The organism is Pseudomonas sp. LBUM1664 (assembly GCF_059695895.1).
Genome location: NZ_CP166791.1, coordinates 1,381,363 through 1,393,971, shown reverse-complemented (window position 1 = coordinate 1,393,971; position 12,609 = coordinate 1,381,363). Strand labels below are relative to the sequence as shown.

14 protein-coding genes are annotated in these 12,609 nt (G+C 58.7%); 2 read left to right on the top strand and 12 right to left on the bottom strand.

Annotated elements, in window-relative coordinates; translation table 11 throughout:
• Nucleotides 1-14 precede the first annotated feature (14 nt).
• Complete coding sequence (gene fdxA / locus ACA047_RS06540) at nucleotides 15-338, top strand: ferredoxin FdxA (RefSeq protein WP_030139464.1); 324 nt, start codon at nucleotides 15-17, stop codon at nucleotides 336-338.
• Nucleotides 339-817: 479 nt separating this feature from the next.
• Here the strand turns inward: fdxA and rpoS are convergent, their stop codons facing one another.
• From rpoS to ACA047_RS06500, 8 genes are all read right to left on the bottom strand, one after another.
• Nucleotides 818-1,825 (bottom strand): RNA polymerase sigma factor RpoS, encoded by a 1,008-nt coding sequence (gene rpoS / locus ACA047_RS06535; protein ID WP_058542184.1) that lies wholly within the window; start codon nucleotides 1,823-1,825, stop codon nucleotides 818-820.
• 105 nt (nucleotides 1,826-1,930) lie between these two features.
• Nucleotides 1,931-2,776, bottom strand: a complete 846-nt coding sequence (locus ACA047_RS06530) for a peptidoglycan DD-metalloendopeptidase family protein (RefSeq protein ID WP_497357744.1) — start codon at nucleotides 2,774-2,776, stop codon at nucleotides 1,931-1,933.
• A gap of 226 nt (nucleotides 2,777-3,002) precedes the next feature.
• Entirely contained in the window at nucleotides 3,003-3,638 is a 636-nt protein-coding gene (locus ACA047_RS06525; protein ID WP_161796107.1) for a protein-L-isoaspartate(D-aspartate) O-methyltransferase, read from the bottom strand.
• Between the two features lie 41 nt (nucleotides 3,639-3,679).
• Complete coding sequence (surE, locus tag ACA047_RS06520) at nucleotides 3,680-4,429, bottom strand: 5'/3'-nucleotidase SurE (protein WP_497357742.1); 750 nt, start codon at nucleotides 4,427-4,429, stop codon at nucleotides 3,680-3,682.
• Nucleotides 4,417-5,475, bottom strand: a complete 1,059-nt coding sequence (truD, locus tag ACA047_RS06515; RefSeq protein WP_497357740.1) for a tRNA pseudouridine(13) synthase TruD — start codon at nucleotides 5,473-5,475, stop codon at nucleotides 4,417-4,419. Before truD ends, surE begins: the two co-directional genes overlap by 13 nt.
• Entirely contained in the window at nucleotides 5,472-5,945 is a 474-nt protein-coding gene (gene ispF / locus ACA047_RS06510; protein ID WP_497357738.1) for a 2-C-methyl-D-erythritol 2,4-cyclodiphosphate synthase, read from the bottom strand. The genes truD and ispF overlap by 4 nt, the downstream gene beginning before the upstream one ends.
• Before the next feature lie 43 nt (nucleotides 5,946-5,988).
• Nucleotides 5,989-6,834, bottom strand: a complete 846-nt coding sequence (fghA, locus tag ACA047_RS06505) for an S-formylglutathione hydrolase (protein ID WP_497357736.1) — start codon at nucleotides 6,832-6,834, stop codon at nucleotides 5,989-5,991.
• Between the two features lie 89 nt (nucleotides 6,835-6,923).
• On the bottom strand, nucleotides 6,924-8,036 hold the full coding sequence (locus ACA047_RS06500) for an S-(hydroxymethyl)glutathione dehydrogenase/class III alcohol dehydrogenase (RefSeq protein WP_497357734.1): 1,113 nt from the start codon (nucleotides 8,034-8,036) through the stop codon (nucleotides 6,924-6,926).
• 107 nt (nucleotides 8,037-8,143) lie between these two features.
• Here ACA047_RS06500 and ACA047_RS06495 point away from each other — a divergent pair, with 107 nt between their 5' ends.
• On the top strand, nucleotides 8,144-9,040 hold the full coding sequence (locus tag ACA047_RS06495; RefSeq protein WP_497357732.1) for a LysR substrate-binding domain-containing protein: 897 nt from the start codon (nucleotides 8,144-8,146) through the stop codon (nucleotides 9,038-9,040).
• A 118-nt stretch (nucleotides 9,041-9,158) separates the two neighbouring features.
• On the opposite strand, the gene ispD is transcribed toward ACA047_RS06495, so the two are convergent.
• The 4 genes from ispD to kdsA all read right to left on the bottom strand — a co-directional run bounded on the left by ispD (nucleotide 9,159) and on the right by kdsA (nucleotide 12,609).
• Nucleotides 9,159-9,866, bottom strand: a complete 708-nt coding sequence (ispD, locus tag ACA047_RS06490; protein WP_497357730.1) for a 2-C-methyl-D-erythritol 4-phosphate cytidylyltransferase — start codon at nucleotides 9,864-9,866, stop codon at nucleotides 9,159-9,161.
• The gene (gene ftsB, locus ACA047_RS06485; protein ID WP_024779031.1) at nucleotides 9,863-10,141 is read right to left on the bottom strand and encodes a cell division protein FtsB; all 279 of its coding nucleotides are present in this window, start codon (nucleotides 10,139-10,141) and stop codon (nucleotides 9,863-9,865) included. Before ftsB ends, ispD begins: the two co-directional genes overlap by 4 nt.
• Nucleotides 10,142-10,312: 171 nt before the next feature.
• Nucleotides 10,313-11,602, bottom strand: a complete 1,290-nt coding sequence (gene eno / locus ACA047_RS06480) for a phosphopyruvate hydratase (protein ID WP_497357728.1) — start codon at nucleotides 11,600-11,602, stop codon at nucleotides 10,313-10,315.
• 161 nt (nucleotides 11,603-11,763) lie between these two features.
• Nucleotides 11,764-12,609: a 3-deoxy-8-phosphooctulonate synthase gene (kdsA, locus tag ACA047_RS06475; RefSeq protein ID WP_497357726.1), complete on the bottom strand. Its 846-nt coding sequence runs from the start codon at nucleotides 12,607-12,609 to the stop codon at nucleotides 11,764-11,766.

The window sequence follows — 12,609 nt, the reverse complement described above, 5'->3', positions numbered from 1 at the left end:
GGAGAGAATTAGAAATGACCTTCGTCGTCACCGACAACTGCATCAAGTGCAAGTACACCGATTGCGTAGAAGTCTGTCCGGTGGACTGCTTTTACGAAGGGCCGAATTTCCTGGTCATTCACCCGGATGAGTGCATCGATTGCGCCCTGTGTGAACCGGAATGCCCGGCGAACGCCATTTTCTCGGAAGACGAAGTGCCGGCCGGCATGGAAAACTTCATCGAGCTGAACGCCGAACTGGCGGACATCTGGCCGAACATCACCGAAAAGAAAGATGCTTTGCCCGACGCCGAAGAGTGGGATGGCAAAACCGGCAAGATCGCAGACCTCGAACGCTGATCATTTCTGCGCTCGTAGAAAAGGCCCCTTGCGGGCCTTTTTGCTTTTCTCAAGGCAAAAAAAGGGGCGGTTTGACCCGCCCACATTTTTTTCCCTAATCCCTTTGATCCTTTTCATCGTCCTGATGAATCGCCTCCTGCGATGTCCTTCCTTCCCCATCATCCGTGACAGGTGTGTCTGTCCGTCGACACAGGACTGATACTAGTATCTTCCCAGGCAAGTGCAATTCAGCTGGCGCCGTCGACTTGCCTTGTCATGGTAAGTTCATCAAATAAAATTTATTTATAAATCAAAAAGTTAAGAAAATACGACAACCTTCATAGCCTTCTATCCCTTCGGCAGCAAACCAAACACTTACGCAACACTAGGCAAAGGCTTACAAGTCGAAACTACAAATAGAATGGGACTGGAAACAGCCACCGCACAAACGAAAAAGCCCCGAACCAGTCGGGGCTTCTCTCGCAGCACTTGCGTTCGTGTTATTGGAACAGCGACTCGCTCGACAGGCCGTTCTTCTCCAGGATTTCCCGGAGACGCTTAAGGCCCTCGACCTGAATCTGCCTGACCCGCTCACGGGTCAAACCAATCTCCAAGCCTACATCTTCCAGGGTGCTGCTTTCGTGACCGCGCAAGCCGAAGCGGCGAATGACCACTTCCCGTTGCTTGTCTGTGAGTTCCGAGAGCCACTGGTCGATGCTCTGGGACAGATCATCATCCTGGAGCAACTCGCACGGGTCGGTGGGGCGATCATCGGTGAGGGTGTCCAGCAAGGTTTTATCCGAGTCTGGCCCCAGCGAAACGTCCACCGAAGAAACCCGCTCGTTGAGCCCAAGCATGCGCTTGACCTCTCCTACCGGTTTTTCCAGCAGGTTGGCGATTTCTTCCGGTGAAGGTTCATGGTCGAGTTTTTGGGTCAACTCACGGGCAGCCCGCAGGTAGACATTCAGCTCCTTGACCACATGAATCGGCAACCGGATGGTCCGGGTCTGATTCATGATCGCCCGTTCAATGGTCTGACGAATCCACCAGGTGGCGTAGGTTGAAAAACGGAAGCCTCGCTCAGGGTCGAATTTCTCGACAGCGCGAATCAAGCCCAAGTTGCCCTCCTCGATCAGATCCAGCAGCGAAAGCCCGCGATTGACGTAGCGTCGGGCGATTTTCACCACCAGGCGCAAGTTGCTTTCAATCATGCGTTTTCGACCGGCCGGGTCGCCACTTTGCGACAGACGCGCAAAATGAACTTCTTCCTCGGGGGAGAGTAACGGCGAGAAACCGATTTCGTTGAGGTACAGCTGAGTGGCGTCCAGCGCCCGGGTGTAATCGATGTACTTATGTTGTTTAAGTGAAGCGGAGTGTCTGGATTTGGCACGAACGGAAGGTGGAGTCGCCCCTTCATCATTCGACATCGAATCCGTAGCGATGCCGGTCTCCATCAGGAGAACCTCATCGTCGATGTCAAACTCCGGCACTTCTTTACTGAGAGCCATTGTTATAGTCCTTTGGTGAGTTCGACCTCAAGCTCAAGCGACGCCTTTATCCTTGGCAACGCTGGAGCCTGTTCCCTCTACGTGACGGAACAGGCTGACAACCAATCAACGACGTGGCAGGAATTGCAGCGGATCTACAGGCTTACCTTGTCGGCGAATCTCAAAATGCAGTTTCACCCGGTCTGTTCCCGTTGATCCCATTTCGGCAATTGTCTGTCCGACCTTGACCTGCTGCCCCTCCCGAACCAACAGCCTGCGGTTGTGACCGTAGGCACTGACGTAGGTATCGCTGTGTTTGATGATGACGAGTTCGCCGTAGCCCCTCAAACCACTTCCGGCGTACACAACCGTGCCATCAGACGCAGCTAAAACAGGCTGTCCCAATTCTCCGGCGATATCAATTCCTTTATTCAAACTACCGTTTGAAGAGAATTTTCCAATGAGAACGCCATTAGAAGGCCATCCCCAGCCCGTCGGGGCGGGGCCTGCAGGAGGCATCGGCGCGGGTGCCGATTTGCCCGCGACGGACGGTACGGTCGCCGTTTCTGCCCCCGCCGGCCGGCGAATGACCGTGGTTTTACTCGACGACGAAGCCGTCGAACCCGACTGCGTGACGACTGCGGTAGGCGTTGAACCGTTGCGACCGTCAAAGCGAATCGTCTGACCTGGATGGATCGTATAGGGCGCAGGAATATTGTTGCGCGCCGCGAGGGCCTTGTAGTCCCAGCCGTAGCGAAAAGCGATGGAAAACAGCGTATCGCCGCGACGGACTACATACTGACCGGTCGTTACTGTAGGACGTTGGGGCGCTGCACTGTTGCGATCGACAACCCGGGCACTGCCCGACGGCGTACTGGAACAACCGACCAGCAAGGTACTCAAGACAAGGCCAGTCAACAGGCGCTGAAAGCTCGTGATACCCATACGCTGCGCAATGACTGTGAGACTCACCCGCCGCTCCCTTTGTGGTGGCTGAAAAATTGGAAACTGCCCGAGCAGGCAGAGGTATTGCAAATATAGCTGGCCATGACCGCACTTCTATTAATGAAGCGCGAAGGGCTGTCGCACACGTTTGCTCGACGCCGTTGAACGCTGTTTAACAAACCTGCGTTTAACGAATCAGTGCCGCTGTAAGACACAACCAACGCGACGGAATTCAGCGTCTGTTTATAAATGCTCAGGCCAACGGCCCATTGAGCAACGGCACAAACCGCACCGCCCCCAGGACGTGTCGCGAAAAACCGTGTTCTTCACGCACGATCAGCATCAACTGTTGGACTTCGCCTGCGCCCACCGGAATCACCAGTCGCCCGCCGGGAGCGAGCTGATCCAGCAAGGCCTGGGGTACATCGGTGGCCACGGCAGTCACAATGATGCCGTTATAAGGTGCCAGGGCCGGCCAGCCTTCCCAGCCATCGCCCCAGCGAAACACCACGTTGCGCAGGTTCAACTCCACCAGGCGTTCCTTGGCGCGATCCTGCAGTACCTTGATCCGCTCGACGGAAAACACCCGTTCCACCAGTTGCGACAACACTGCCGTCTGGTAACCCGAGCCGGTGCCGATCTCCAGCACCTTGTCCAGCGGCCCCGCCTCTAGCAGCAACTCGCTCATGCGGGCCACCATATAAGGCTGGGAAATGGTCTGGTTGTGGCCGATTGGCAACGCCGTGTCTTCATAGGCGCGATGGGCCAAGGCTTCATCGACGAATAAATGCCGCGGCGTGCGGCGAATCACTTCCAGCACCTGGGCGTTGGACAGGCCTTCTTCGTAAAGCCGCTGAATCAGTCGCTCGCGGGTACGCTGGGAGGTCATGCCGATCCCGCGGCGCAGCATATCGTCTTGCTCACGAGCCATTAGCGAAGCCCCTCCAGCCAGCCATCGAGACTTCGAAAGGCATCGTTGAAGGTGCGATCGAGCTGCAAGGGCGTGATCGAAACATAACCTTGCATCACCGCATGGAAATCAGTGCCCGGCCCGCCATCCTCAGCATCACCGGCGGCGGCGATCCAGTAACCGGCCTTGCCCCGCGGGTCAACTACCTGCATGGGCCTCGCGGCACGGGAACGATGGCCCAGGCGAGTGAGCTGGATGCCGCGGATATGATCGAGCGGCAGATTCGGGATGTTCACGTTCAGCACCGTGCGCGGCGGCAGGTCCAGCTCGCCATGGGCTTGTACCAATTTACGGGCGAAGTAGGCGGCGGTTGGCAAGTTATCAACCTGGCGTGAAACAAACGAAAAAGCGAATGACGGCAGCTCCAGGAAGCGACCTTCCAAAGCGGCCGCAACAGTGCCGGAATACAACACGTCATCGCCCAGGTTCGCGCCCAGGTTGATACCCGACACCACCATGTCCGGCGCGCGTTCCAGCAACCCGTTGATACCCAGGTGCACGCAGTCGGTTGGTGTCCCGTTGAGGCTGATGAAACCGTTTTCCAGATAGCAAGGGTGCAATGGACGGTCGAGCGTCAGCGAGCTGCTGGCGCCGCTTTTGTCTTGGTCCGGCGCGATTACCACGCACTCGGCAAAATCCGCCAGCGCAGCATAAAGCGCGGCAAGACCGGGGGCTGTTACCCCGTCATCATTAGAAATCAGAATACGCATGAGCTGTCCGTCTGCCCCACCGGCACTAGATCGACGAGTTCGCGCACCAAGACAGTGGCGAAACATCCAGCCGGCAAGACGAATTCCAGTTGCAGAATGTCAGACTCGGGATAATGCCACGACAGCCCGCCAATGGGCAGTCGCAGGATGCGACGTTCGTGACTCATTCCCGCGTTTATCAACCAGTCGCGCAAATCGGCTTCGCTCTCGGCGATGGCCTGTTCCAGCTCAAGGGTCGCGCCGGCGGCGGGCGAAGGTCCTTCGCCCCACTGCGGCCCGGTCGGGTGCAGATCGAGGATCGCCAGGCGTGGATCGCTGCATTCAGCTTCGCCAGCCGGGAAAAAGCTGCGGCTGTCGGTGAAGGCCAGCAAGTCGCCCACCTGCGCCTGTTGCCAGGTACCGTCGGCCACCCGGGCCGCCAACACTTGGTTGAACAGAAAACTGCGGGCCGTGGATAGCAGGCGCGAACGCACATTGCGCTGTTCCGGCAAGGCCTTGCGCGCCGCCCAGGCCCGGGCATCGACGACATTGCCACCGTCATGGCCAAACCGCTGGGCACCGAAGTAATTGGGGATACCCTGGCGGGCAATCAGTTGCAGGCGCGCATCAATAGCCGCCGTGTCGCCCTTGAACTGAGTCAGGCGCAAGGTGAAACCATTGGCCGAGTGCGCACCACGTTGCAGCTTGCGCTTGTGACGGCCGGTCTTGAGGATCTTCAGCGTGTCGTTCTCTGCCGCCGACAGGTCCGGATCGGCCTTGCCAGGCAACTGGACGCTGAACCATTGGCGAGTCAAGGCCTGACGGTCCTTGAGCCCGGCGTAGCTAACAGTGCGCAACGGTACGCCAGCGGCCTTGGCAATTCGCCGGGCAGCCTCTTCGGTGTTCAAGCCACGTTTTTCAACCCAGATCCACAAATGCTCGCCATCGCCAGTCAACGGGATATCAAGCACTTCATCGACCTGGAAATCTTCAGCGATAGCCTTGAGTACCGCCGTGCCGAGCGGCTCACCGTAGGCGCGCGGCCCCAACAGTTCCAGTTCAGTCATGAGCGCAGCAACAAGGCAACGCTGTGGACGGCAATGCCTTCTTCGCGGCCGACAAAGCCAAGCTTCTCGGTGGTGGTGGCTTTCACGTTCACTTGGTCCAACTCAACTTGAAGATCCTCGGCAATCAACTGGCGCATCGATTCGATGTGCGGCGCCATTTTGGGCGCCTGGGCGACAATGGTGTTATCGACATTGCCGACTTTCCAGCCCTTGGCGTGGATCAGCGAAACCACATGACGAAGCAGCACGCGGCTGTCGGCGCCCTTGAATTGCGGGTCGGTGTCCGGGAAATGTTTGCCGATGTCACCCAGGGCAGCCGCGCCGAGCAATGCATCGCTCAAGGCGTGCAGCAGGACATCACCGTCAGAATGCGCGAGCAGCCCGAAGCCGTGTGCAATACGCACGCCGCCCAGAGTAATGAAGTCGCCTTCAGCGAAACGGTGAACATCGTAGCCGTGGCCAATACGCATAAAAAAACGCCCCGATTTTTGTCAGGGCGTGATTCTACCTGCATTAAACGTTTAGAGCGCGCGCATGATGTTGCAAGTGATCATCAATGAAGCTGGCAATGAAAAAGTAGCTGTGGTCATAGCCCGGTTGCAGGCGCAACTCCAAGGGATGAGCCGCGGTTTTCGCCGCTTGCTGCAAGGCTTCGGGCTTGAGCTGGTTGGCCAGGAAATCATCGCGATCGCCCTGGTCCACCAGCAATGGCAGCTTTTCGTCAGCCTCGGCGATCAACGCACAGGCGTCCCACTCGCGCCATTTCGAGCGGTCTTCCCCCAGGTAACGAGAAAAGGCTTTTTGTCCCCATGGGCAATCCATCGGATTGTTGATCGGCGAAAATGCCGACACAGAACGGTAACGCCCCGGGTTGCGCAAGGCGCAGACCAATGCGCCGTGGCCGCCCATGGAATGACCACTGATGCCACGTTTATCCGAGGCCGGGAAATGAGCTTCGACGAGCGCCGGCAATTCCTGCACCACGTAGTCGTGCATCCGATAATGCCGCGCCCAAGGATCCTGCGTGGCGTTCAGATAAAAACCCGCACCCAGGCCAAAGTCCCAGGCGCCGTCCGGATCGCCCGGTACGTCGGCGCCACGGGGACTGGTGTCCGGCGCGATTATGATCAGTCCCAGCTCGGCGGCCATGCGCTGGGCGCCGGCCTTCTGCATGAAGTTTTCGTCGGTGCAGGTCAGCCCGGACAGCCAATACAGCACAGGCAACTTGCCGCCCTGCTCGGCTTGCGGCGGCAGGTACACGGCAAACACCATGTCACAACCGAGCACTTCGGAACGGTGCCGGTAACGCTTGTGCCAACCGCCGAAGCTTTTCTGGCAGGAAATGTTTTCAAGACTCATGGGCGTTTCAGCTGCAAGCGGCAAGCTTCAAGCTGCAAGTGGGCGGTGAACCGACTTGCAGCTTATGGCTTGAGGCTTATGGCTGCTCCTTAGAAATGAATGACGGTGCGGATGCTTTTGCCTTCATGCATCAGGTCGAACGCCTTGTTGATGTCTTCCAGCCCCATGGTGTGGGTGATGAAAGTATCCAGCGGAATTTCGCCCTTCTCGGCCATTTCCACGTAGCTGGGCAACTCGCTGCGACCGCGCACCCCGCCAAACGCCGAACCGCGCCAGACGCGACCCGTCACCAACTGGAACGGACGGGTGGCTATTTCCTGGCCGGCCCCGGCCACGCCGATGATCACCGACTCGCCCCAACCCTTGTGGCAGCACTCCAGCGCGGCACGCATCAGCTGGACATTGCCGATGCACTCGAAGGAAAAGTCCACGCCACCGTCCGTCATATCGACGATGACTTCCTGGATCGGACGGTCGAAGTCTTTCGGGTTGACGCAATCGGTGGCGCCCAGTTGCTTGGCGATTTCGAACTTGGCGGGGTTGATGTCGATGGCGATGATGCGCGACGCCTTGGCCTTCACGGCACCAATCACCGCCGACAGGCCAATGCCACCCAGGCCGAAAATTGCCACGGTGTCACCTGGCTGGACCTTGGCCGTGTTGATCACCGCGCCGATACCGGTAGTGACGCCACAACCCAGCAGGCAGACTTTTTCCAGTGGGGCTTCTTTCGGGATTTTTGCGACGGAAATTTCCGGCAACACCGTGTATTCGGAGAAAGTCGAGGTTCCCATATAGTGGAAAATCGTCTCGCCCTTGTAGGAAAAGCGTGAAGTACCATCCGGCATCAGGCCTTTGCCCTGGGTAGCGCGAATCGCCTGACACAGGTTGGTCTTGCCCGACTTACAGAATTTGCACTGGCCGCACTCCGGCGTATACAGCGGAATCACATGGTCGCCCACCGCAACGGATGTCACGCCTTCGCCGATGGCTTCGACAATGGCGCCGCCTTCATGGCCGAGGATCGACGGGAAGATCCCTTCCGGGTCGGCGCCCGACAAGGTGTAGGCATCGGTGTGGCAGACACCGGAAGCCACCACGCGCAACAGCACTTCGCCCGCCTTGGGCATGGCCACGTCGACTTCAACGATTTCCAGGGGTTTCTTGGCCTCGAAGGCAACGGCAGCGCGTGACTTGGTCATCCGGTCTCTCCAACAAATAAAAACAAGACCGGAAGTGTAATCCGCCACCGGACGATGAATAATCCAGCCAAAAGCAAAACATTATTGCTGTATAGGGATAATCGCTCATGTCCGATAACCGCTGGGAAGGGATCGACGAGTTCGTTGCCGTGGCCGAATGCAGCCAATTCACCGCCGCCGCCGAACGTCTCGGGGTTTCGTCTTCCCATATCAGTCGACAAATCGTACGGCTTGAGGAGCGTCTACAGACACGACTGCTGTATCGCAGTACCCGCCGTGTCACCCTGACCGAGGCCGGCCAGACCTTTTTGCAGCATTGCCAACGCCTGCAAGACGGACGCGAGGAAGCGCTGCGAGCGGTGGGCGACCTCACCAGCGAACCCAAGGGCATGTTGCGAATGACCTGTGCCGTGGCCTATGGCGAGCGGTTCATCGTGCCGCTGGTGACACGGTTCATGGGGCTCTATCCGCAACTGCGGGTGGACATTGAACTGAGCAACCGCCCCCTCGACCTGGTTCACGAAGGACTGGACCTGGCGATTCGCCTGGGCCGTTTGCAGGACTCACGCCTGGTTGCCACTCGCCTCGCACCGCGGCGCATGTACCTGTGCGCCTCACCGTCCTACCTTGAACGGTACGGTCGACCCCATAGCTTGTCGGAACTGAGCCGCCACAATTGCCTGATCGGCAGTTCTGACATCTGGCAACTGGAGCAAAACGGGCGGGAATTTTCCCAACGAGTACAGGGAAACTGGCGCTGCAACAGTGGGCAAGCGGTGCTGGACGCGGCGCTGCAAGGCGTGGGGTTGTGTCAGTTGCCGGATTATTACGTGCTGGAGCATTTGCACAGCGGCGCGTTGATATCGTTGCTGGAAGCTCATCAGCCACCCAATACGGCGGTGTGGGCGTTGTACCCACAGCAGCGGCATCTGTCGCCGAAGGTGCGTAAGTTGGTGGATTATTTGAAGGAAGGGTTGGCTGGGCGGCCGGAGTATCGGGGATGACACCCGTGTTTTAGGTTGTCTGAACGATTGCTATCGCGAGCAGGCTCGCTCCCACATTGGGTCTTCGGTGGACCAAAATCCCTTGTGGGAGCGAGCCTGCTCGCGATGGCGATTTCACTTAATGGCGATGCGCCCAGCGCTGGCGCAACCACTCCAGGTCTTCCGGCCGGGTGATCTTGATGTTATCCGACCGCCCTTCGATCAGTCGTGGCGCCTGTCCCGCCCATTCCATGGCGGACGCTTCATCGGTAATCACCGCATCCGCGACCAGGCTGTCGGCCAGGGCTCGGTGCAAGGCGCCGAGGCGGAACATCTGCGGGGTGTAGGCTTGCCAGATCACGCTGCGATCGATGGTTTCCAGCACGCGGCCATGCTTGTTGACTCGCTTGAGGGTATCGCGTGCCGGGACGGCCAGCAGGCCACCGACCGGATCGTTCGCCAACTCGCTAAGCAGTGTGTCCAGATCATCCCGGGCCAGGTTCGGTCGAGCGGCGTCGTGCACCAACACCCAATCGTGATCATCTGCGCCCTGCCCGTGCAGATGCAGCAAGGCATTGAGCACCGAATCCGAACGCTGTTCGCCACCGTCCACGCGCTGAATGCGTGCGTCGCTGGCGCAGGCCAGGGTCGGCCAGTAAGGATCATCGTGCGCGATGCAGACCACCACGCCTTTGGCAGTCGGATGATCGAGGAAACAGCCAAGGCTGTGTTCAAGAATTGTGCGCCCGCCCAGTTGCAGGTATTGCTTGGGACGGTCCGCGGCCATTCGGGCTCCGACGCCCGCGGCAGGAATCACGGCCCAGAAGGCCGGCAAACGAATACTCATTGGGCCAACTGGTAGAGGGTTTCACCCTCCTTCACCATGCCCAATTCATGGCGAGCCCGCTCTTCAACGGTCTCCATGCCCTTTTTCAATTCCATCACTTCGGCGTCCATTACCCGATTGCGCTCCAGCAACGCCTCGTTTTCGGCGTGCTGGTCGGCAATTTGCTGAGTCAGGTCGGCCACTTGCGCCAGGCTGCCATTACCCACCCACAGGCGGTACTGCAGGCCAGCCAGCAAGAGGAGTAAGACAAGAAACAACCAATTGGGACTGCGCATCGAATATCAGGTATCCAGTGAAAAAAGACCGCCATGCCAAACTTTGAAGCGTCTGATAGCACGAAGCCTGGAAAAACCAGGCTTGTGCTTGATAAGGCATCGGATTAGAGGCAAAACCGCCGCTACGGCGACTTTTCCCACACAACCCGCTGTCTTTTTACCACTTACTGCTTAACCGCGAAACTCGGCACGACCGTTGTACTTGGCCTTGCCGTTCAACTGCTCTTCGATACGCAGCAGTTGGTTGTACTTGGAAACACGGTCGGAGCGGCACAACGAGCCGGTCTTGATCTGGCCTGCTGCAGTGCCCACGGCCAGGTCGGCAATGGTCGAATCTTCGGTTTCGCCGGAGCGATGGGAGATCACGGCAGTGTAGCCGGCGGCCTTGGCCATCTGGATGGCTTCCAGGGTTTCGGTCAGGGTGCCGATCTGGTTGAACTTGATCAGGATCGAGTTGGCGATCTTCTTGTCGATGCCTTCTTTCAGGATCTTGGTGTTGGTCACGAACAGATCGTCGCCCACCAGCTGGGTTTTCTCGCCGATCTTGTCGGTGAGGATTTTCCAGCCGGCCCAGTCGGACTCGTCCAGACCGTCTTCGATGGAGATGATCGGGTAACGCTCGGTCAGGCCCTTGAGGTAGTCGGCGAAACCTTCGGCGGTGAACACCTGGCCTTCGCCGGACAGGTTGTACTTGCCGTCTTCGTAGAACTCACTGGCAGCGCAGTCCAGGGCCAGGGTCACGTCGGTGCCCAGCTTGTAACCGGCGTTGGCCACCGCTTCGGAGATCACTTTCAGCGCGTCTTCGTTGGAAGCCAGGTTCGGTGCGAAACCGCCTTCGTCGCCAACAGCAGTGCTCAGACCGCGGGCCTTCAGCACAGCCTTGAGGTGATGGAAAATCTCGGTGCCCATGCGCAGGCCTTCGGAAAAGCTCTTGGCGCCAACCGGCTGCACCATGAATTCCTGGATGTCGACGTTGTTATCGGCATGTTCGCCGCCGTTGATGATGTTCATCATCGGTACCGGCATCGAGTAGACACCCGGGGTACCGTTGAGGTTGGCGATGTGTGCGTACAGCGGCAGATCCTGGTCCTGGGCAGCAGCCTTGGCGGCGGCCAGGGAAACGGCGAGGATGGCGTTGGCGCCCAGGGTGGCTTTGTTTTCGGTACCGTCGAGCTTGATCATCGCGTGATCGAGGGCTTTCTGGTCGGCAGGATCCTTGCCCAGCAACAGGTCGCGGATCGGACCGTTGATGTTGGAGACGGCTTTCAGCACGCCTTTGCCCAGGTAACGGCTCTTGTCGCCATCACGCAGCTCCAGCGCTTCGCGCGAGCCAGTGGAAGCACCGGACGGCGCGCAGGCGCTGCCGATGATGCCGTTGTCGAGAAGCACGTCCGCTTCAACAGTGGGGTTGCCACGGGAGTCGAGAACTTCACGACCTTTGATGTCGACGATTTTTGCCATTGTTGTAAACACTCCAAAGTTGACGAAACGCTGTAGTAGCAAGACACGCAGACGATGGGCCCCGAAAGGGCGTCATCGCAGGCAGGCCATGCTCCCACGAGAGCAGTGCGGCCAGCGGGCCAGAGCGATAATCGAGCGGTACTTTACCGGAGAAAACCGCTTTACGCGGTTTCTATCGTCGGAAAACTCTTGACCAGTTCGTCCAACGCCTTGAGCTGAGACAGGAACGGCTCCAGCTTGTTCAAGCGCAAGGCACAAGGGCCGTCGCACTTGGCGTTGTCCGGGTCCGGGTGAGCCTCGAGGAACAGACCCGCCAGGGACTGGCTCATGCCAGCCTTGGCCAGGTCGGTTACCTGGGCGCGACGACCGCCGGCGGAGTCGGAACGACCGCCAGGCATTTGCAGCGCGTGCGTCACGTCGAAGAACACCGGGTATTCGAACTGCTTCATGATGCCGAAGCCGAGCATGTCCACCACCAGGTTGTTGTAGCCGAAGCTCGAACCACGCTCGCAGAGGATCAACTGGTCATTCCCAGCCTCTTGGCACTTGCTCAGGATGTGTTTCATTTCCTGGGGCGCGAGGAACTGGGCTTTCTTGATATTGATCACCGCGCCAGTCTTGGCCATCGCGACCACCAGGTCGGTTTGGCGCGACAGAAAGGCCGGCAACTGGATGATGTCGCAGACCTCGGCGACGACCGCAGCCTGGGCAGGCTCGTGGACGTCGGTGATGATCGGCACGCCGAAGGCTTGCTTGATGTCCTGGAAGATCCGCATGCCCTCTTCCAGGCCCGGGCCACGGTATGAGGTCACGGACGAGCGGTTGGCCTTGTCGAAGCTGGCCTTGAAGACGTAAGGGATACCCAGTTTCTGGGTGACCTTCACGTACTCCTCGCAGACCTGCATCGCCATGTCGCGGCTTTCCAGCACGTTCATGCCGCCGAACAGCACCATGGGCTTGTCGTTGGCAATCTCGATGTCGCCGACGCGGATGATCTTCTGGGCCAT

Excerpts from the sequence above, each read along its gene's own strand:
- truD (WP_497357740.1), bottom strand. The coding sequence starts at position 5,475 with ATGACTGAACTGGAACTGTTGGGGCCGCGCGCCTACGGTGAGCCGCTC.
- rpoS (WP_058542184.1), bottom strand. The coding sequence starts at position 1,825 with ATGGCTCTCAGTAAAGAAGTGCCGGAGTTTGACATCGACGATGAGGTT.
- ACA047_RS06500 (WP_497357734.1), bottom strand. The coding sequence starts at position 8,036 with ATGACCAAGTCACGCGCTGCCGTTGCCTTCGAGGCCAAGAAACCCCTG.
- fdxA (WP_030139464.1), top strand. The coding sequence starts at position 15 with ATGACCTTCGTCGTCACCGACAACTGCATCAAGTGCAAGTACACCGAT.
- ftsB (WP_024779031.1), bottom strand. The coding sequence starts at position 10,141 with ATGCGCAGTCCCAATTGGTTGTTTCTTGTCTTACTCCTCTTGCTGGCT.
- ACA047_RS06525 (WP_161796107.1), bottom strand. The coding sequence starts at position 3,638 with ATGACCTCCCAGCGTACCCGCGAGCGACTGATTCAGCGGCTTTACGAA.
- eno (WP_497357728.1), bottom strand. The coding sequence starts at position 11,602 with ATGGCAAAAATCGTCGACATCAAAGGTCGTGAAGTTCTCGACTCCCGT.
- ispF (WP_497357738.1), bottom strand. The coding sequence starts at position 5,945 with ATGCGTATTGGCCACGGCTACGATGTTCACCGTTTCGCTGAAGGCGAC.
- fghA (WP_497357736.1), bottom strand. The coding sequence starts at position 6,834 with ATGAGTCTTGAAAACATTTCCTGCCAGAAAAGCTTCGGCGGTTGGCAC.
- ispD (WP_497357730.1), bottom strand. The coding sequence starts at position 9,866 with ATGAGTATTCGTTTGCCGGCCTTCTGGGCCGTGATTCCTGCCGCGGGC.
- surE (WP_497357742.1), bottom strand. The coding sequence starts at position 4,429 with ATGCGTATTCTGATTTCTAATGATGACGGGGTAACAGCCCCCGGTCTT.
- kdsA (WP_497357726.1), bottom strand. The coding sequence starts at position 12,609 with ATGGCCCAGAAGATCATCCGCGTCGGCGACATCGAGATTGCCAACGAC.
- ACA047_RS06495 (WP_497357732.1), top strand. The coding sequence starts at position 8,144 with ATGTCCGATAACCGCTGGGAAGGGATCGACGAGTTCGTTGCCGTGGCC.